This window comes from Vibrio sp. R12-SG2-ISO1, from assembly GCF_059834045.1.
The window spans coordinates 707796-728044 of sequence record NZ_JCBDGO010000001.1; the positions used below are offsets into that span (position 1 = coordinate 707796).

At 48.6% G+C, this 20249-nt stretch carries 18 protein-coding genes, 2 tRNA genes and 2 rRNA genes; 5 read left to right on the top strand and 17 right to left on the bottom strand.

The window, feature by feature from the left end:
- The first annotated feature begins 16 nt into the window (after positions 1-16).
- The 4 genes from AC6R10_RS03235 to AC6R10_RS03250 all read left to right on the top strand — a co-directional run bounded on the left by AC6R10_RS03235 (position 17) and on the right by AC6R10_RS03250 (position 5411).
- On the top strand, positions 17-1099 hold the full coding sequence (locus AC6R10_RS03235) for an ABC transporter ATP-binding protein (protein WP_500671424.1): 1083 nt from the start codon (positions 17-19) through the stop codon (positions 1097-1099).
- Positions 1100-1331: 232 nt separating this feature from the next.
- Entirely contained in the window at positions 1332-2480 is a 1149-nt protein-coding gene (gene chrA, locus AC6R10_RS03240; RefSeq protein ID WP_500671425.1) for a chromate efflux transporter, read from the top strand.
- A gap of 239 nt (positions 2481-2719) precedes the next feature.
- Positions 2720-4405 (top strand): AMP-binding protein, encoded by a 1686-nt coding sequence (locus tag AC6R10_RS03245; protein ID WP_500671426.1) that lies wholly within the window; start codon positions 2720-2722, stop codon positions 4403-4405.
- A 100-nt stretch (positions 4406-4505) separates the two neighbouring features.
- Positions 4506-5411 carry a LysR substrate-binding domain-containing protein gene (locus AC6R10_RS03250; RefSeq protein WP_334551433.1) on the top strand — a complete coding sequence of 302 codons (906 nt, stop codon included), beginning with the start codon at positions 4506-4508 and terminating at the stop codon, positions 5409-5411.
- 60 nt (positions 5412-5471) lie between these two features.
- Here AC6R10_RS03250 and AC6R10_RS03255 read toward each other — a convergent pair whose 3' ends face one another.
- The 13 genes from AC6R10_RS03255 to trmJ all read right to left on the bottom strand — a co-directional run bounded on the left by AC6R10_RS03255 (position 5472) and on the right by trmJ (position 17472).
- Positions 5472-6506, bottom strand: coding sequence for an ABC transporter substrate-binding protein (locus tag AC6R10_RS03255; RefSeq protein ID WP_500629193.1), 1035 nt, complete (start codon positions 6504-6506; stop codon positions 5472-5474).
- Positions 6507-6743: 237 nt separating this feature from the next.
- The gene (gene fusA, locus AC6R10_RS03260) at positions 6744-8831 is read right to left on the bottom strand and encodes an elongation factor G (protein WP_500671427.1); all 2088 of its coding nucleotides are present in this window, start codon (positions 8829-8831) and stop codon (positions 6744-6746) included.
- Between the two features lie 225 nt (positions 8832-9056).
- Positions 9057-9482 (bottom strand): nucleoside-diphosphate kinase, encoded by a 426-nt coding sequence (gene ndk, locus AC6R10_RS03265; protein ID WP_334551437.1) that lies wholly within the window; start codon positions 9480-9482, stop codon positions 9057-9059.
- Positions 9483-9568: 86 nt separating this feature from the next.
- Positions 9569-10867 (bottom strand): aminopeptidase PepB, encoded by a 1299-nt coding sequence (gene pepB, locus AC6R10_RS03270; protein ID WP_500671428.1) that lies wholly within the window; start codon positions 10865-10867, stop codon positions 9569-9571.
- Between the two features lie 166 nt (positions 10868-11033).
- Positions 11034-11228: a Fe-S cluster assembly protein IscX gene (iscX, locus tag AC6R10_RS03275; RefSeq protein ID WP_334551440.1), complete on the bottom strand. Its 195-nt coding sequence runs from the start codon at positions 11226-11228 to the stop codon at positions 11034-11036.
- Positions 11229-11267: 39 nt separating this feature from the next.
- The gene (gene fdx / locus AC6R10_RS03280) at positions 11268-11606 is read right to left on the bottom strand and encodes an ISC system 2Fe-2S type ferredoxin (protein ID WP_334551442.1); all 339 of its coding nucleotides are present in this window, start codon (positions 11604-11606) and stop codon (positions 11268-11270) included.
- Positions 11607-11618: 12 nt separating this feature from the next.
- Positions 11619-13472 carry a Fe-S protein assembly chaperone HscA gene (gene hscA / locus AC6R10_RS03285; RefSeq protein WP_500671429.1) on the bottom strand — a complete coding sequence of 618 codons (1854 nt, stop codon included), beginning with the start codon at positions 13470-13472 and terminating at the stop codon, positions 11619-11621.
- A gap of 19 nt (positions 13473-13491) precedes the next feature.
- Positions 13492-14007 carry a co-chaperone HscB gene (gene hscB / locus AC6R10_RS03290; protein ID WP_500671430.1) on the bottom strand — a complete coding sequence of 172 codons (516 nt, stop codon included), beginning with the start codon at positions 14005-14007 and terminating at the stop codon, positions 13492-13494.
- Between the two features lie 57 nt (positions 14008-14064).
- Positions 14065-14388: an iron-sulfur cluster assembly protein IscA gene (gene iscA, locus AC6R10_RS03295; RefSeq protein WP_334551446.1), complete on the bottom strand. Its 324-nt coding sequence runs from the start codon at positions 14386-14388 to the stop codon at positions 14065-14067.
- A gap of 60 nt (positions 14389-14448) precedes the next feature.
- Entirely contained in the window at positions 14449-14832 is a 384-nt protein-coding gene (iscU, locus tag AC6R10_RS03300; RefSeq protein WP_138970401.1) for a Fe-S cluster assembly scaffold IscU, read from the bottom strand.
- A 48-nt stretch (positions 14833-14880) separates the two neighbouring features.
- Positions 14881-16095, bottom strand: coding sequence for an IscS subfamily cysteine desulfurase (locus AC6R10_RS03305; RefSeq protein WP_500671431.1), 1215 nt, complete (start codon positions 16093-16095; stop codon positions 14881-14883).
- Positions 16096-16124: 29 nt separating this feature from the next.
- Positions 16125-16631 (bottom strand): Fe-S cluster assembly transcriptional regulator IscR, encoded by a 507-nt coding sequence (iscR, locus tag AC6R10_RS03310; RefSeq protein ID WP_334551450.1) that lies wholly within the window; start codon positions 16629-16631, stop codon positions 16125-16127.
- 115 nt (positions 16632-16746) lie between these two features.
- On the bottom strand, positions 16747-17472 hold the full coding sequence (trmJ, locus tag AC6R10_RS03315; protein WP_334551452.1) for a tRNA (cytosine(32)/uridine(32)-2'-O)-methyltransferase TrmJ: 726 nt from the start codon (positions 17470-17472) through the stop codon (positions 16747-16749).
- A gap of 176 nt (positions 17473-17648) precedes the next feature.
- Between trmJ and suhB the strand changes: the two genes are divergently transcribed.
- Positions 17649-18452: an inositol-1-monophosphatase gene (suhB, locus tag AC6R10_RS03320; protein WP_334551454.1), complete on the top strand. Its 804-nt coding sequence runs from the start codon at positions 17649-17651 to the stop codon at positions 18450-18452.
- A gap of 340 nt (positions 18453-18792) precedes the next feature.
- On the opposite strand, the gene AC6R10_RS03325 is transcribed toward suhB, so the two are convergent.
- The 4 genes from AC6R10_RS03325 to AC6R10_RS03340 form a co-directional block, all read right to left on the bottom strand.
- Positions 18793-18869: transfer RNA gene (locus AC6R10_RS03325), tRNA-Trp, on the bottom strand.
- Positions 18870-19010: 141 nt separating this feature from the next.
- A tRNA-Asp gene (locus tag AC6R10_RS03330) sits at positions 19011-19087 on the bottom strand.
- 56 nt (positions 19088-19143) lie between these two features.
- Positions 19144-19259, bottom strand: a 5S ribosomal RNA gene (rrf, locus tag AC6R10_RS03335).
- 182 nt (positions 19260-19441) lie between these two features.
- A 23S ribosomal RNA gene (locus AC6R10_RS03340) occupies positions 19442-20249 on the bottom strand; the annotation flags it as partial.

The window sequence follows — 20249 nt, forward strand, 5'->3', positions numbered from 1 at the left end:
TGGGCAAGGAGTATTTATGGCTGACATCAGCTTAAAGAAAGTCATCAAGCGTTTCGGTGACGTTCAAACCATCCATGGTGTGGATCTTGAGATCGACAATGGAGAGTTTGTGGTTTTTGTTGGACCATCCGGTTGCGGTAAATCGACCCTGCTTCGTCTTGTGGCCGGTTTAGAAGAGATCACCGAAGGCGAAATCAGTATCGACAACCACATCGTCAATGACGTTGATCCTGCCGAGCGAGGCGTGGCGATGGTATTTCAATCTTACGCCCTCTACCCTCATATGACTGTTGAAGAGAATATGGGCTTTGGCCTGAAAATGAACGGCCACCCTAAAGAGTACATCGACAAGCAAGTGAACGGCGCGGCGAAAACGCTACAGCTTGATCACTTGTTGCAGCGTAAACCTAAAGAGCTCTCTGGTGGTCAGCGTCAGCGTGTCGCTATCGGCCGCGCCATTGTACGTAACCCCAAAGTGTTCCTTTTTGATGAGCCCCTCTCCAACCTCGATGCAGAGCTGCGCGTCGACATGCGTCTGCAAATCGCCAAGCTGCATCAAGATCTGCAAAACACCATGATCTACGTAACGCACGATCAAGTCGAAGCCATGACGCTCGCCGATAAGATCGTCGTCCTGCGCGATGGTCGTGTTGAGCAGGTGGGCTCGCCGCTAGAGCTCTACCACAAGCCGCAAAATGAATTTGTTGCCGGCTTCATCGGCTCACCGAAAATGAACTTCATTCCAACTCAAGTCGAGCAAGCCAATGGCTCTGGCCTGACCTTGGTGAGTCAAGACGGCAAGGTATTCCATCTGCCCGCGGTGCAACGCGCACTCCACGCTGGCGATAAAGTCACTCTCGGTATTCGTCCTGAACATTTAGAGATTAACCATGACAACCCAGTGCAGATTGAGTTCCAAAGTGAAGTGGTCGAACGGTTAGGCAACAGCACCTACATGTTTGGTCAATCTTGTGGCGTTGATGGGTTTAAAGTGCACCTACCCGGCGATCAAGAGGTCACTAAGTTCCAAACTATGGCGCTAAGCTGCAAACAAAGCGACTGTCACCTCTTCGATGACCAAGGCCTTCGTGTAGAGTAAGGCGTTTTAACTCCTCACGTTGAACAGGTCAGCCCTTTGGCTGGCCTTGTTTGTTATCCCCTCTCTTTATCACTCGTATTCACTCGCCCAATTTGTTACTGATCTTTTCAGTGCCAATCTTTGTCATAAAAGTGACACATTCCATTGAGACCATGACGCCCTCACTGACGAGGCCAACCTTCCTCTTTCTATAATGCCTTGTTTTTCAATCACACTAAGGATGCGTTGAGCAATGCTAGCGATTTTCAAAACCTTCTTTTGGCTAGGCTGGATTAGCTTTGGTGGCCCTGCCGCCCATATCGGTTATTTTCGTCATGCCTTTGTAGAGAAACGCCGATGGCTCAGTGATGAGGAATACGCGCAAATCGTCGCGCTCAGTCAGTTTCTACCCGGCCCAGGTTCGAGCCAAGTGGGCTTCGCGTTAGGCTACAAACAAGGCGGGTTGCTTGGTGCCCTTGCTGCCTTTATTGGCTTTACCACCCCCTCCATCGTGATCATGTTGGTGCTCGCATTGGTCAGCAGCCAAGTCACCGATGCCCCGTTGTTTCAACATATCGTCCACGGCCTGAAGTTGCTGGCAGTGGTTGTGGTCGCCGATGCCACCTTAGGGATGTACAAGAACTTCTGCCAAAATCGCCTAAGCGTCAGCCTCTGCGTGGCGACTGCGATCGCACTGCTCGTTATGCCGAGTATTGTCACCCAAGTGATGGTTTTGTTGCTGGCCGCTGCGATTGGCGTGAAGTTCTTAGGCCGCAAAACGTCAACGCCGCCGAGTGCCTTTACTCCAAGCCTATGGCCTCTCGCACTTTTTGCTGTGCTGTTCATGGGTTTACCCTTAGTCGCAACACGTTCTGACGCATTGCAGCTATTTAATGATTTTTTCCAAGCGGGTAGTTTGGTTTTTGGTGGCGGTCATGTGGTTCTGCCACTGCTGCAAGAGTTGGTCGGTGATAGGCTGTCACAAGATCTCTTCCTCACCGGCTACGCCGCCGCACAAGCCGTCCCGGGTCCGATGTTCACGTTTGCCACTTACATCGGCTACGCCTTACTGCCGAACGCGCCGATTTTTGGGGCTCTACTGGCCACCCTAGCAGTCTTCTTACCGGGTTTTCTGCTGCTCTTAGGCGTACTGAAAAACTGGCAATCGCTGGCGCAAAGGCCCGCCGTGTCAGGCGCGTTGCAAGGCGTGAATGCCGCCGTGGTGGGATTATTATTGGCGGCCTTGTATCAACCTGTGTTTAGTAGCGCGGTTTTATCTTCGGTGGATCTGGCGCTCGTCGTGCTCGGTATTTACTTGATGAAACAATACAAACTACCGATTGTATGGATGGTGGTGCTCTTTATGCTGTTAGGCGCGGTGGTCGGCCACCTGACCCTCTAGTCGTTCTCACAGGGTTTGCGAGCGTGCAAAGCGCTCGCAAATGTATCGCTATATACAACACAATGTCAGACGGCTCACATCTACACCGTTCGCTTCACCTTGAAATCCTCTGTTTCATCACATCTTACCAGTTTGCCCCCTAGGATTCGCTTCACTCACTTTTCATTTACATGCTAAAGTTAACAAGCTGTTAACAATAAAAATAATGTACCCATTTGCCAATAACACGGAGTTAGAGAATGATTCAGCCTAACGAGTTACGCAAACCGTCCTGTGCTCTCCCCCCACCGAACGAGATGATTTTGAAATGGGCAGAGGAACGCCCTAATCAGGTCTATCTAAAACAGATCATCAACCGCCAGTTTGTCGAATACACTTACGCCGAGGTTGCAGACAAAGCGCTCAGATTAGTCTCAGCACTGCAAGCGCTAGGTCTTAAACCGCGTGACAAAGTCGCACTGGTATCGAAAAACTGCGCTGAGTGGTTCATTTGTGACTTGGCGATGATGTTGGGCGATTTTGTCAGCGTACCCATCTTCCCGACTGCCGGTGCTGACACGATTGAATACTGTGTGACCCATAGTGAAAGTAAAGCTCTGATTGGCGGCAAACTCGATGATGCCGGCGCCACTCAGGAAGTGATTGATGGTCAAGCAGACTTGATTACTATCGCGCTGCCCTATGACACTGCGCCAAAGTGTCAACATCAGTTCAACGACTTAATGGCGCAGCATGCTCCAACGGATTTTCGCGCCGAGCACTGCGATGATAAGTTAATGTCGCTAGTTTATACCTCAGGGACATCGGGTCTACCGAAAGGGGCAATGTTGACTTATGGCGCATTCAGCTGGTCTGCGCAGCAGTTGATCAATCATATCGGCATTGAAGAGAACGATCGCCTATTCTCCTACCTGCCTTTAGCGCACATTACCGAGCGTGTGTACATCTTTGGATCCTCCATCATGGGTGGCGTCCAAACGGCCTTCCCAGAGTCGCTCGATACCTTTATCGAAGATGTTAAAATGCAGCGCCCGACGCTGTTTATCTCTGTTCCCAGACTCTGGACTCTGTTCCAACAACGTATCCAAGATAAGTTGCCGCAGAAGAAACTCAATATTCTGCTCAAGATTCCGTTCGTTAATTCTCTTATCAAGAAAAAGCTCGCCGATGGCCTGGGCTTAGATCAAGCACGCGTGCTCGGCTGTGGTTCTGCGCCGGTGTCACCCGCTTTGCTCGATTGGTATCACAGTGTCGGCCTCAATATTACTGAGGCTTGGGGGATGACTGAGTCCTTTGCCTACAGCACACTCAACTACCCGTTCCGCGCTGATAAGATTGGCAGTGTCGGCAATGCTGGCCCCGGAATCGAACTCAAAATTGCCGACGATGATGAAATCATGGTACGCAGTAAAGGGATGTTCTCTGGCTACTACAAAAATGACATTGCCAGTCAGGAGTCATTCGACAGCGAAGGTTGGCTACATACTGGCGACATCGGCGCTATTGATGCTGAAGGCTACTTGACCATTCAAGGGCGCAAAAAAGACACCTTCAAAACCGCCAAAGGTAAATTTGTCGCGCCAGTGCCCATTGAGAAGAAACTGTTCGAATACAGCCGCGTTGAAATGATGTGTTTGATTGGCCTCGGTCTGCCCGGCCCGATTTTGCTCGTCGTCCCGCATGATTTTCCAAACTTTGACCGTGCTCGCTATGAACGCACCACCAAAAAAGTGATTGCGCGGATGAACCAAGAGCTCGAATCGCATGAGCAAATCAAAGGGGTACTGATGATCAAAGAGCCGTGGAGCATCGAAAATGGCATTCTAACGCCCACACTCAAGATCAAACGCCATGTACTGGAGCAGAAGTACCACGACATGGGCCACAACTGGCCGAAAGGTCAACTCGTTGTCTGGGAAGAGTAACGCTAGTCGCTCTATCTTATCGAGAAGTTAAGGAGAACGTGGTTCTCCTTTTTTTCGTCATGTATAGTGACGAGCAAAATGTGATTGAAAAGGATCGTCTATGGATGCAAGGCTGCATCATCTTCCGGGGTTACGGTATTTCGAAGTCGCGGCGAGGCACAACAGCTACAGTCGAGCGGCTGAAGCGCTGTTCGTCAGTCAGGCGGCGGTGAGCCAAAAAATACGTCAACTTGAAGATGGCTTAGGATGCAAACTGTTCGTGCGTGATGGTCGAGAAATGCGCCTCACTGAGCAAGGCAAGGTGCTTTATAAGCATGTTTCTCAAGGGTTCGAACAGATCATTTCGGGGCTCAATCAGATTCAAGCTGAGCCGGTCGAAGGGTTGCTCTGTGTCAGCTCTACGCCTTCATTTGCCTCTCGCTGGTTATTGCCACGTCTATGGAAGTTCTCGAGCCAACATCCCAACATCCCCATTCGGATCATCACTAGCTGTGACGCGCCAAACTTAAAACAAGGTGAAGCGGATGTGGTCATTTGGCAAGGTGAGACGTTGGGTGAAGAGTGCCCATCGAAACTTCACAAAGAGTTCCTGTTTGAAGAGATCATTTATCCTTTTTGCTCCCCTCACTTAGCCAAGTCCATTAACCTGACTCAACCCGAACAGCTGCTCGCCAGTTGGTTAATTCACTATGAGTCTGGCGGTTACCCTTGGAAAAGTTGGTTTGCTAAAGCCGGTATAGAGATGGAAAAAGAGTCGGTTCGTTGGATGGATGTCAGTACCTTCGATCACGCTATGAACGCCGTCATGGCCGGGCATGGCGCCTGCTTAGTCTCTGACTCACTCGCGGCTGATTACGTCGAACGTGGACTACTCATGAAGCCCTTCGATATCGGCATGACCCCGGGTATTCAGTTTAATCTCTTCTACGATAGCGAATCGACAAGGCGCGATCGTATTCAAGCTTTCGCCCACTGGCTGAGTAATGAAATTGCCCCTTGTGAATGACATCGCCCCCAGCGATATCTCGCTAGGGGCGTGTTACGTTTAAGCTTAGAGCCGACCCGATTATTGGGTTCTTAGACGTTGCCAGTACTTCTCATACACCGCTAAGGTCTCAGCACCAACATCGTTAATGAACTCCCCTTTCTTGATGTCTTCCACCGCTGGGAAAATCGTCGGGTTATTCTTAAGTTCATCAGCGAGCAATGCGCGGCCTGCATTCGTTGCGGACGCATAGCCTAGGCTATTGACGATCTCAGCTTGCTGCTCAGCTTGGTACATAAAGTTAATGAACTTGTGTGCCAATGCTTTGTTTTGGCTGCCTGATGGAATAGTAAAGTTATCCATCCACAATACCGCGCCCTCTTCTGGCATCACAAACTTCAGCTCTGGCATTTCGACTTGGCCTTGGTAGGCATTACCATTCCACTGCATACCAACAGAGGCTTCACCGGAAACGTAAGGCATTTGTGGTGCATCAGAGTTATAAAGTAGGACGTTATCTCTCAAGGCTACTAACGATTCGTAGGCCTGCTTGATCTCGTCTTCGTTCTTTGTGTTGATGCTATGACCATTCAATTTCAGCGCCATACCAAATACGTCACGAATATCGTCGATCAGCATCACCTGTTGTGCGTATTTCGCATCCCAAAGCTGCGCCCATTTGGTGACAGGTTCGTCGACAAGGGATTCATTGTAACTGATGCCCGTCACCCCCCAAATGTAAGGCAAAGAGTAACGGTTGTCAGGATCATGAGCTTGGCCCAATAACCCTTCCATCGCGTCACCCATATTCGGGACTTGCGCATGATCTATCTCAGCCAGTAGTCCTTCACGTCCCATTTTCTCGATAAAGTAGGCCGAAGCGAATACGACATCGTAACCTGAGCCTTTCACCAGTTTTAACTTGGTGTACATTGATTCATTATTTTCAAATGTTGAATAGTTAATCGTTACGCCTTCTTGTTTCTCGAACGCTTTTAATGACGCTTCTGGCAAGTAGCCACCCCAAGCGTAAACGTTCAAAACTTTATTATCTGCGTGAGAAGAAAGGCTGAGTAACAATGCGCTCAGACCCACTACTTTAGAAAACACTTTCATGGTATGCGATCCAACCTGTCCAGCAACGCGCTGGGATTCGGGTGCATAATTATTTAATTGTTAATCAATTGAAAGGGAAATTAATTAATCGTTATGAACAATATTTGTTATCGCTTAGCGAGCGCCGATAACTGCTGGTCTAAAGAGAACACGTGGTCAAAAACAGACATAAAAAAACCTCCGATGCTTTCGCATCGAAGGTTTGTAATCATCACACAAGTGATACGCGGTTAAGAATTACTTCTTGCCGTCGCGCTCTTTCACTTCAGCGATAACTTGCTCAGCAACGTTTGCTGGACATGGTGCGTAGTGAGCGAACTCCATAGAGAACTGACCACGACCAGAAGTGATAGTACGTAGGTGACCGATGTAACCAAACATTTCTGATAGAGGAACGTCAGCTTTGATACGAACGCCTGTAGCACCTGCTTGTTGGTCTTTGATCATACCACGACGACGGTTAAGGTCACCGATTACGTCACCAACGTGATCGTCTGGCGTGAACACGTCAACTTTCATGATAGGCTCAAGAAGCTGTGCGCCCGCTTTAGGCATAGACTGACGGAATGCACCTTTCGCTGCGATTTCAAATGCGATAGCAGATGAGTCAACTGCGTGGAAGCCACCGTCGAATAGCTCAACTTCTACGTCTAGCGTAGGGAAGCCAGCTAGAACACCCGTCTCCATCATACCTGCGAAGCCTTTCTCTACTGCAGGCCAGAATTCTTTAGGTACGTTACCACCAACAACTGTTGACTTGAACGTGAAGCCAGAGTTTGGCTCACCTGGTTTGATACGGTAGTCGATCTTACCGAACTGACCAGAACCACCAGACTGCTTCTTGTGCGTGTAGCTATCTTCAACAGCTTTAGTGATCGTTTCGCGGTAAGCTACCTGTGGAGCACCAACTTCTAGCTCAACGCCGTAAGTACGCTTAAGGATGTCTACCTTGATGTCTAGGTGAAGTTCACCCATACCTTTCAGGATAGTTTCGCCTGAGTCTTCATCAGTCTCAACTTGGAAAGATGGATCTTCTGCAACCATTTTACCGATCGCGATACCCATTTTCTCAGTTGAACCTTTGTCTTTTGGAGATACAGCAATCGAGATTACTGGCTCAGGGAAGATCATTGGCTCAAGAGTACATTCGTGCTTAGGATCACATAGAGTGTGACCTGTTTGAACGTTCTTCATACCAACAACAGCGATGATGTCACCCGCTTGCGCTTCAGTGATCTCGTTACGGTCGTCAGCTTGCATTTCACACATACGGCCGATACGCTCAGTTTTACCTGTTGCAGCGTTAAGCACTGTGTCACCTTTCTTCATCACACCTGAGTAGATACGGATGAAGGTTAGCGCGCCAAAACGGTCGTCCATGATCTTAAATGCTAGAGCACGTAGAGGCTCGTCTGCAGATACTGTTGCAACTTCACCAGTTGGCTCACCAGTTTCTGGGTCAGTTAGAGGCTGAGGATCCACTTCTGTTGGCGATGGTAGGTAATCTACCACTGCGTCTAGTACTAGCTGAACACCCTTGTTCTTAAATGCAGAACCACAGAATGTTGGGAAGAATGCTAGGTCACGTGTACCTTTACGGATACAACGCTTGATGTCTTCGATAGAAGGCTCTTCACCTTCCATGTACGCTTCCATTAGGTCGTCGTCTTGCTCAACAGCCGTTTCGATTAGCTCTTCACGGTACTGTTCAACGTCATCAACCATGTCAGCTGGAACGTCTTGGATTTCGTAGTTCTCAGGAAGACCAGAGTCATCCCATACGTACGCTTTACGAGATAGCAGATCAACCACACCAACGAAGTCATCTTCACGACCGATTGGAAGAACCATCACTAGTGGGTTAGCCGCTAGAACGTTCTTAACTTGGTCAACAACGTTGAAGAAGTCTGCGCCCATACGGTCTAGTTTGTTAACGAAGATCAGACGAGATACTTCTGATTCGTTCGCGTAGCGCCAGTTCGTTTCTGACTGAGGCTCAACACCACCAGAACCACAGAAAACACCGATACCACCATCAAGAACTTTTAGTGAACGGTATACTTCAACTGTAAAGTCAACGTGTCCCGGAGTATCGATAACGTTTAGGCGGTGGCCATTCCACTCACAAGTTACCGCAGCAGACTGGATAGTAATACCGCGCTCAGCTTCCTGCTCCATGAAGTCAGTCGTAGACTCACCGTCATGTACTTCACCAGTTTTGTGGATTTTACCAGTAAGCTTAAGGATACGCTCAGTGGTGGTAGTTTTACCCGCATCAACGTGCGCGAAAATACCAATGTTTCTGTACTTTGATAAATCTGCCATTGTCTTACTCTGTTTATAAGGTATAAATTGCGCGCAGAGTATATCACAATCTGTCAAGACTGATACCCTCGTGTGCACTTGTGTTCAAAAAAACTTTTCCCATCAATCTTAGCAGGAATTTTCAGTCTTTCTTGCTAATCTCAACCGGATTGATTCGATATCTCGCGATAAAAAATGCTGCTTGCCAAGGCAAACAGCATTGATGATTTTCTGCCCGAATAACAATTAACGTGGGCAGATTTCTGACTGAGGGAAGAAGAACTCGATCTCGCGCGCTGCCGACTCAGGACTGTCAGAACCGTGAACCGAGTTGTGACGCATACTCAGCGCATAGTCAGCACGAATCGTGCCGCAAGCGGCTTCTTCAGGGTTTGTTGTTCCCATCAGCTCACGGTAACGGGCAATCGCATTTTCCCCTTCTAGAACTTGAACCATAATCGGGCCTGAAGTCATAAACTCTTTCAATGCAGGAAAAAAAGGCTTCCCTTCGTGTTCAGCGTAAAAACCACTGGCCTGTTCTTGGGTTAAATGGACCATTTTCGCAGCAATGATACGAAGCCCCGCTTTTTCAATGCGATGGTAAATCTCACCAATCAGATTTCTCTCTACCGCATCGGGCTTGATAATGGAAAAGGTTCTTTCTAGAGCCATAAGTCATCCTTCAGTCATTAGTATAGTTATATGAAAATATAGGGTGTTGTGTAATCACAATAGAACATGGCCTTACGGCCATGTCACTATTCGCCAGCCTGCTCTTGCAGTACACGCGCTAAGGTTCGTACGCCGACGCCCGTAGCGCCTGCGGCCCACTTGTCCGTTGGACCCTTGCGGTAAGTGGCCGCACAGTCAAAATGCAGCCAACCTTTTTTGTAATCAGCAACGAAGTAGGACAAGAACGCGGCGGCGGTACTCGCACCTGGTGCATAGTCGCCACTGCTGATGTTAGAAAGATCGGCAAAGTTAGACGGCAACATGCCACGGTGGAAGTCCGCTAATGGTAGCGGCCACAATCCCTCTTTCTCTGCTTTCGCAGAGGTCAGCGCTTGATGCGCTAGCTCATCGTCAAAACTAAACAGTGCATGGTAGTCATTACCAAGCGCATGTTTGGCTGCACCAGTGAGGGTCGCGCAATCAATAATCAGCTCTGGCTGCTGCTCGCTCGCATAAATCAAACCATCCGCCAATACTAGACGTCCTTCAGCGTCCGTATTCATGATTTCAACGGTTTTACCATTTTTGTAGGTAATGATGTCACCCAGTTTAAGTGCTCGGCCTGAAATCATGTTCTCTGCACAGCAAAGGATAAGCTTCACACGTTTGTTCAAGCCACGCATGATCGCAAGGGCAAGTCCGCCAGTGATCGTGCCAGCGCCGCCCATGTCTGACTTCATTGCCGTCATCATGTTCGAAGGTTTTAGACTGTAGCCGCCTGAGTCAAACGTGATGCCTTTACCTACAAGGCAAGCAAAGACGGGTGCATTCTCATCACCGGTCGGGTTGTAATCCAATTGCAACATTGCGGATGTGCGCTCTGAGCCACGACCGACGGCATAGATACCCTGCCAATCTTCCGCGAGAAGGTCTTTGTCTTTAACAATACGTGCCGTCACTGTCCCTTCTGGTGCAACGGATTTGATGAACTCTGCCGCCATAGTGGCCAGCTGACGTGGTGCCACCTCTTCAGCGGGTTTATTGATGATATCTCGGGTGAACTCTGTCGCTTTGATGCGCGCATCGAGCTCAGCTTGATCCGCATCTGACAGAGCGCCCCAGGAAAGCTGGCTGGTTTTCTTCGGGGTACGGAAGCCTTGATGGAAAGCCCAAATGCTCTCTAGATCCCATCCTTCGCCCTCGAGTGAAGCTTCTCGAATACCTTGCGCTTCTAACTTGCGCGCAGCACGCTGAATCGCGCCTAAATCATGACTGTCGCTAAGGTGGATCGTTGCGCCATTCGCCACGAATGAAAGGATGGCTTTTTCACCCCATTGTGGTGCGGCGGCTTGTTGGCTTAAAAAAACAGACATCGTTGTAGACATGGTTTCTCCTTGTCTTATCTGAGCGCTGCCTACGCTCTTATTCTATGCTTTGACGGATGTTAGCATTTTGTAGGGTTAAAGTGTCAACTTGATAAAAAAACGGACCATAGGGTCCGTTTTTTTTAGTAAGTTTTGTTAACTCTGCAAGGTTTTCTCTCAACCCGCGTTAATCCATCTCATCCATCCAGCATAAGATGACGGCTTCGAGGATTTTTTCATTGGAGCGGTTGGGCTCATCATCGAAGTCATCGAGCTCTAAAATCCACTGATGAAGATCCGTAAAGCGCACGGTTTTAGGATCCGTATCTGGAAATTTGTCACACAGCTCGATGGCAATATCGCGTGAATCTGTCCATTTCATTGCTTACCTTCCTGTTTCAACTCACATGGGGTACGGTGATTAATGATCTTCTGATGCGTGGTTCAATGTGTACTTTGGAATTTCCACAACCAAATCTTCATCCGCGACTCTCGCTTGACAGCCCAGGCGTGATTCTGGCTCCAAACCCCACGCTTTATCTAGCATGTCATCTTCCAGCTCATCGCTCTCTTCGAGCGAATCAAAGCCTTCACGGATCACAACGTGGCACGTCGTGCATGCACACGATTTTTCGCAAGCATGTTCAATTCCAATTCCGTTTTTTAATGCCACATCCAGTACTGTTTCGCCCGATTGAGCGTCTAGCACCGCCCCTTCAGGGCACAAATCTTCGTGAGGCAATACAATAATCTTAGGCATAACGTGTTTCTCTTATAGTTCGTCCACGGACTGACCAGACAGTGCCGCGCGAATCGATTTGTCCATACGACGAGAGGCGAAGTCTTGGCTCGCTTTGTCTGTTTCTTTGATACCTTGCTCAATCGCATCGGCATCATCACCATTACGTAGCGCTATCAATTGCTCGATAACGTGCAACAGTTGTTGGCGCTCTTGTTCTGAAAGTAGCTCGTCGCCATCCGCTTGCATGGCGGCGAGTAGGCCTTCAATCACACGGTCAGCCTCTACACGCTGCTCTGCCAATGCGCGAGCCATCATGTCTTCTTTGGCGTGCGTCATGGAGTCACGTAGCATGTTCGCGACTTCATCGTCACTGAGACCGTATGACGGTTTCACTTGAATCTCAGACTGAACGCCCGTGCTCTTTTCCATCGCAGTCACTGAGAGCAAACCATCCGCATCGACTTGGTAGGTCACACGGACGTGCGCTGCACCAGCGGCCATCGGCGGAATACCTTTTAGGGAGAAACGAGCTAATGAGCGACAATCGTCAACCATTTCACGTTCACCTTGCACAATGTGCACACTCATCGCTGTTTGACCATCTTTGAAAGTCGTAAATTCTTGCGCACGAGCAACAGGAATCGTCGTATTGCGTGGAATGATTTTTTCAACCAATCCTCCCATTGTCTCGATGCCGAGCGACAATGGAATCACATCCAGCAGCAACATTTCAGAGTCCGGTTTGTTGCCTGCCAACACATCCGCTTGGATACCTGCGCCAATCGCCACCACTTCATCTGGGTTGATGCTAGTCAGCGGAGTGCGGTTAAAGAACTCACCGACCATTTCACGCACTAGTAACGTTCGTGTGGAACCGCCAACCATCACAACTTCTTGCACTTCACTGGCTTCAACCTGCGCATCTTTCAGTGCACGGCGACAAGACAGAAGTGTTTTTTTCACTAGCGGTTGAATCAATGTTTCGAATTCTGCGCGTGTCACCGTACCTTGCCAATTGAGCAGCGAGACATCAACGGCCTCTTGATCTGAAAAAGCAATTTTGGTTCGAGTGGCCACATTAAGGGCTACGCGGTAATCATGACTGGAAAGGCGTGTGGTTATCCCGGCTTTGTCGATCAGATAATCAGCGAGCAAGTGATCGAAATCATCGCCGCCCAACGCAGAATCACCGCCCGTCGCCAATACCTCAAAGACGCCTTTAGAGAGGCGGAGAATTGAGATATCAAAAGTACCGCCACCAAGATCGTAAACCGCGATCACGCCTTCTTGCCCGGAGTCCAAACCGTACGCAATCGCGGCGGCGGTTGGCTCATTGAGCAAACGTAGCACATGCAGACCAGCCAGTTTTGCCGCATCTTTTGTGCCCGCGCGTTGCGCATCATCAAAGTAGGCTGGCACAGTAATGACAACGCCAGCCAATTCGCCACCAAGGCTTTGTTCTGCGCGTTGACCAAGTGAGCGCAGAATATCTGCCGAAACTTCAATTGGGTTCTTGTTCCCCATTGCAGTGCGCAGTACTGGCAATCCATTGTCACTGGCTTGCATCTCATAAGGTAAGTGGGGGTAACGCGTTTGGATGTCGGATAAAGAGCGTCCAATCAAGCGTTTAACGGAAATAATGGTGTTTTCCGGATCCGACTCAGCTTGAGCGGCGGCGTCATAGCCTACTTCGATTTTGTCACTCGAGTAGTTCACAATCGAAGGCAATAGGCTTCGACCTTGCTCATCTTTTAATGTCTTGGCTTGGCCGCTTTGTACCGAAGCCACCAGAGAGTTGGTTGTACCTAAATCAATACCCGCCGCGAGTTTGTGCTCATGGGGAGCAGAACTCTGGCCAGGCTCTGCAATTTGAAGTAATGCCATGATGGATCCTTGTTACTCACTAGCCGAGGAGGTTATCTTCGACTCGCTCAATTTCGTGTTTTAATTTCGCAATGAATTTGAGTTTTCTGACGCTGTCCGCTGCTTCTATCCAGCGTTGTTCATCCAGTTGCTGCTGCATACTCTCTAACTGCTGCTGATGCATGCGGCTGACTTTCGCATCGAAGTCAAACAGCGCCGTCTCCACATCGCCACTCTGGCTCATTTCTTCTAGCTCTTCACGCAGCTCCATTTGCTCCATGAGAAACATCGGATCCTGCATCGTCTGCTGCTCCGAGCGGATGTCCACCCCTTGCTGTTGCAGAATATACTCCGCCCGGCTGATGGGATTTTTTAGCACGTGGTAAGCGTCATTGATCTCAGAAGCTTTCTGTACCGCCATTAAACGATCACGCTCAGAACCACTGGCAAAGTTGTCTGGATGAAAACGCTTCTGGAGTTCACGGAACTGTGAAGAAAGAAGGCTACCATCCAGATTAAACTGAATTGGTAGCCCAAATAATTCAAAGTAATTCATTAAGAATTCTGTCCTTGGTCGTCAATCGGTAGGGACATGCCCTACCCATATCATCAATTAAACGTTAAAGCTCTCACCACAACCACACTCGCCTTTTGCGTTCGGGTTGTTGAACTCGAAACCTTCGTTGAGCCCTTCCTTAACATAATCAAGTTCGGTGCCATCTAGGTAAACGAGGCTTTTCTTGTCAATGATCACTTTGACACCAGAATGCTCAAATACTTCATCTTCTTCATTGAGATCATCGACAAACTCGAGCACATACGCCATACCAGAGCAACCTGTCGTTTTCACACCTAAGCGCAAGCCGATGCCTTTACCTCGGTTTTCTAAGAAGGTTCTTACGCGGCTTGCCGCTGTCTCTGTCATTGTGATGGCCATACTGCACCTTAGTTTTTTTATTTGACGATGATAATGGGAGAGCGAGCCTCCCATTGTAACTTATTGTTGGTGTTTTTTCTTATAGTCAGCAACGGCTGCTTTAATGGCGTCTTCCGCCAAAATAGAGCAGTGTACTTTTACCGGTGGAAGCTCGAGCTCCTCAGCAATTTCCGCATTCTTAATCGCGGCGGCTTCATCGATGCTCTTACCTTTTACCCACTCGGTGACGAGAGAGCTAGACGCAATCGCGCTACCACAACCGTAAGTCTTGAATTTCGCGTCTTCAATAATGCCCTCTGGGGTCACTTTGATTTGCAGTTTCATTACGTCACCACACGCTGGTGCGCCAACCATGCCGCTACCAACCGATGGATCTTCTTTATCAAACGAACCAACGTTACGTGGGTTTTCGTAGTGATCAATTACTTTTTCGCTGTATGCCATGATATTTACCTCGAATCCTCTATCTCATTCCCTGGGGAAACCTATCTATTAGTGGTGCGCCCACTCAACAGTGCTTAGGTCGACCCCTTCCTTGTACATATCCCATAGAGGAGACATGTCACGTAGCTTGTTTACCGCTACGCGAATTTGTTCAATTGCGTAATCAATTTCTTCTTCAGTGGTGAAACGACCAAATGAGAAGCGAATTGAGCTGTGTGCCAGTTCATCATCTAAACCGAGAGCGCGCAGTACATAAGATGGCTCAAGGCTGGCAGAGGTACACGCACTGCCTGAAGACACCGCAAGATCTTTCAGCGACATAAGCAAAGATTCACCTTCTACAAACGCGAAGCTGATGTTTAGGTTTTGTGGTACACGTTGCTCTAAGTCACCATTGATGGTCACGGCTTCTAAGTCTTTCACACCATTGAGTAGACGCTCACGCAATGCCAAAGCATGGTCGTGATCTTTCTGCATCTCTTCCTTTGCGATACGGAAGGCTTCGCCCATACCGACAATCTGATGTGTTGCCAGTGTGCCAGAACGGAATCCGCGTTCATGACCACCACCGTGCATTTGCGCTTCTAGACGAATACGAGGCTTACGACGGACGTACAAGGCGCCAATGCCTTTAGGACCGTACGCTTTGTGTGCTGAAAGAGAAATCAGATCAACTTTCATCTCTTGAACATCGATAGGCACTTTACCCGCAGACTGCGCTGCATCGACGTGGAAAACAATCTTGCGCTCACGACACAACTCACCAATAGAGGCGATATCTTGAATCACACCGATTTCGTTGTTCACATGCATGATAGATACAAGAACCGTGTCGTCACGCATCGCCGCTTCAAGCTTCTTCATATCGATGATGCCATTTGATTCTGGCTCTAGGTATGTCACCTCAAAGCCTTCACGCTCTAATTGACGGCAAGGATCAAGAACCGCTTTGTGCTCGGTTTTGCACGTAATGATATGTTTGCCTTTCTTCTCGTAGAAGTGGGCAGCGCCTTTGATAGCAAGGTTGTCAGATTCAGTCGCGCCTGACGTAAAGACGACTTCACGAGGATCGGCATTGAGCAAATCTGCAATGTTTTCACGGGCTGTGTCTACCGCCTCTTCAGCCTGCCAACCGTAACGGTGTGAACGTGATGCAGGGTTGCCAAACGTACCGTCCATTGTCATGTACTGAACCATTTTTTCAGCAACACGTGGATCAACTGGGCAAGTCGCTGAATAATCTAAATAAATCGGCAGTTTCATTCTCTACTCCAATGTAACAGGCAGACCGCTTAAGAGCGGACGTTGACACCGATGGGTGCGGTGCTTGTATTTTTGTTGGTAAACCCATGGTTGACAGCAAGATCGATATCTTGACGGTCTGAAATTTCTAATACTTCATTGTCATTCATCAACTCACCGAGTGTGATGTTGTTGAGGAAATCACTAATTCGAGAACTCAAGTCACGCCATAGCGTATGAGTTAGGCAGCGAGTACCACCTTGGCAGTCACCTTTACCATTGCATTTCGTCGCATCGACCGACTCATCGACCGCTGCGATAACAGTACCAATAGCAATAGTATTCGCTTCTGCACCAAGACGGTAACCACCACCAGGGCCACGTACACTCGCCACTAGGCCAGCTTTACGTAGCTTAGAAAACAGTTGCTCTAAGTAAGACAAGGAGATGCCTTGACGCTCAGAAATGTCCGCAAGCGGCACTGGATTTTGTTGTGAGTGCAGAGCCACATCTAACATGGCTGTCACTGCGTATCTTCCTTTAGATGTAAGTCTCATATAACACCATATCCACATCGTTTATGTGGTAGGAAGTTTTTCATACTTGACCAAAATGGTCAAGTATTTAATTGACTAATTTACTCAGGTATTCATCCCTAAGCTTATTGTGGTTTTACCCTTTGGAAAGCTGCTTCTCGATAGCGCTCAACATACCGCGTAAAATATTGAGCTCTTGGGCCTCTGGCCTCGCTCGATTGAACAACCGGCGAACCTTGTTCATCACTTTACCGGGCTGCTGCTGATTTATAAACTGGGTCTCGGTCGCGACTTTTTCAAGGTGCTCAAAGAACATTTCCAACTCTTTATGCTTGGGGTATTCAGCTTCAGATGGGGCATATTGCGCTTGTTCTGCATCGAGATAAGCCACTCGGACTTCGTAGCTGAGGGTTTGCACTGCCATAGCGAGGTTGAGAGAGCTGTACTCGGGGTTAGCAGGTATGCACACATGATAGTGACACGTTTGCAACTCCTCGTTAGTTAGCCCAGTTCGTTCTCGCCCAAAGACGAGCGCTACAGGTGCCTGCTGCCCTTCAACGACAAATTTTTTGCCGCACTCTCTTGGTGTCAACATCGGCCATTCAAGAGTTCTGGAGCGGGCACTCGAACCTACCACAAGCACACACTCTTTTACTGCCTCTTCTAAGGTGCTGACCACTTCGGCGTTCAACGCAATGTCCGATGCCCCCGACGCCAACGCAATCGCTTGTTCATCAACTTCACATTGAGGATCGACCAACACCATGTTGGATAAGCCCATGACTTTCATCGCACGCGCTGCAGAACCAATATTGCCCGAATGTGAGGTGCCAACTAAGACAACCTTAACGTTATTTAACATCAAACCGTACCAAGATAAAAACCGCTGCGAGATATTAACATATACCTGAGTAAAATGGTCAGACCCTTAAGAGCATAAAAGTTAAGAGTTCAAAAAATAACCACTTCCATTTATCGAGCAATCTGATATACTCCCGCCCGTTTTTTCTGTTCTTTAACATCCGTTGGGAAATTAGTATGCATCCAATGCTTAATATCGCTATTCGTGCTGCACGAAAAGCTGGCAACCATATTGCTAAATCTTTAGAAAATGCTGAGAAGATCGAATCAACTCAGAAAGGCACGAACGACTTTGTCACTAACGTCGACAAAGAAGCAGAAACTATCATTATCGATACCATCAAGGCTTCATACCCAGAGCACTGCATTGTTGCAGAAGAAAATGGGGTTATTGAAGGTAAAGATAAAGACGTACAATGGATCATCGACCCACTGGATGGCACCACAAACTTTGTGAAAGGTTTGCCTCATTTCTGCGTTTCTATCGCTGTTCGTTTTAAAGGTAAAACGGAAGTAGCGTGTGTTTACGATCCTATGCTTAATGAACTGTTTACAGCGCAACGTGGCGCAGGTGCACAGCTCAACAATGCGCGCATCCGTGTTAAACAGCTAAAAGATCTACAAGGTACTGTGCTTGCGACGGGTTTCCCATTCAAGCAAAAACAGCACTCTGAATCTTACCTAAAAATCCTTTCAGCGCTCTTTGTTGACTGTTCAGACTTCCGTCGCACTGGCTCAGCTGCGTTGGACCTATGCTACATGGCTGCCGGCCGCGTAGACGGTTACTTCGAGCTAGGACTGAAACCTTGGGACATCGCTGCAGGTGAACTGATTGCTCGTGAAGCTGGCGCAATCGTGACAGACTTTGCAGGCGGCACAGAGTACATGAAGTCAGGCAACGTTGTGGCATCAAGCGCACGTGGCGTGAAAGGTATGCTTAAGCACATCCGTGAAAATGGTAACGAAGCTATCCTGAAGTAACCGAAGCGTCACCCTATTTCTAGCCCACTCCTCGAGTGGGCTTTTTTGTATCTAACGATAGATATCCCCATCGGCATGCTGGTTAAAGGCAATATCGCTTTTAGCAAGCTTGGCTTTCCGAACGCTAGTTATCGATATTTCGTGACGTGTTGGTTTGTGAAAAATTCGAAAACGAGAGTCCATAATAAAGATACTAGAGAGACGGGGCTTGCTCTATAGGCTCGAGCACCCGATACGCGACGATTTGGAATAGGGATAATCCGCTGCTCTGAGGACAGTCACAACCACGAGGTTTTATAGATACAAAAAGGCTCTAGTCTTTCGACTAGAGCCTTAGATATGGCAGGGGTGGAGAGATTCGAACTCCCAACACGCGGATTTGGAATCCGCTGCTCTGCCAATTGGAGCTACACCCCTAAAAAATAGGTTCAAATTGTTTGTGGAAGAGAGATTCGAACTCCCAACACGCGCCTTCTCGAGGACTTTGGGGAATCCGCTGCTCTGCCAATTGGAGCTACACCCCTATCTTCGTGTTTATCGAGACGACTCTCATATAAGTGGCGGAGTGGACGGGACTCGAACCCGCGACCCCCGGCGTGACAGGCCGGTATTCTAACCAACTGAACTACCACTCCGCAGTGGTCTATTTAAAGTCTTATCTCAATCGTGCTTTAAATAGATAATGTTCAAAGCCTGGCGATGTCCTACTCTCACATGGGGAAGCCCCACACTACCATCGGCGCTAATTCGTTTCACTTCTGAGTTCGGCATGGAATCAGGTGGGTCCAAATCGCTATGGTCGCCAAGCAAATTTTGTTTAAGTTTTTAGAAGTTAGTGCCTAGTGCCTAGACCCTAGTTCCTAGAACTTAATAATTCGGAAAGCTGTGTTTATCGTTTCTAGCTACTAGGAACTAGGCACTCGTCTCTTTTATTCACACAATCAAGTTTCGTTCTTGCTTTGAGTCCATCAAAACCCTTTGGGTGTTGTATGGTTAAGCCTCACGGGCAATTAGTACAGGTTAGCTCAACGCCTCACAGCGCTTACACACCCTGCCTATCAACGTTCTAGTCTCGAACAACCCTTAAGGGCACTTAAAGTGCCAGGGAAGACTCATCTCAGGGCTCGCTTCCCGCTTAGATGCTTTCAGCGGTTATCGATTCCGAACTTAGCTACCGGGCAATGCGATTGGCATCACAACCCGAACACCAGAGGTTCGTCCACTCCGGTCCTCTCGTACTAGGAGCAGCCCCCTTCAATCTTCCAACGCCCACGGCAGATAGGGACCGAACTGTCTCACGACGTTCTAAACCCAGCTCGCGTACCACTTTAAATGGCGAACAGCCATACCCTTGGGACCGACTTCAGCCCCAGGATGTGATGAGCCGACATCGAGGTGCCAAACACCGCCGTCGATATGAACTCTTGGGCGGTATCAGCCTGTTATCCCCGGAGTACCTTTTATCCGTTGAGCGATGGCCCTTCCATTCAGAACCACCGGATCACTATGACCTGCTTTCGCACCTGCTCGAATTGTCATTCTCGCAGTCAAGCGGGCTTATGCCATTGCACTAACCTCACGATGTCCAACCGTGATTAGCCCACCTTCGTGCTCCTCCGTTACTCTTTGGGAGGAGACCGCCCCAGTCAAACTACCCACCAGGCACTGTCCTCACCCCGGATAACGGGGCTAAGTTAGAACATCAAACATACAAGGGTGGTATTTCAAGGTCGGCTCCACAGATACTGGCGTACCTGCTTCAAAGCCTCCCACCTATCCTACACATGTAGGCTCAAT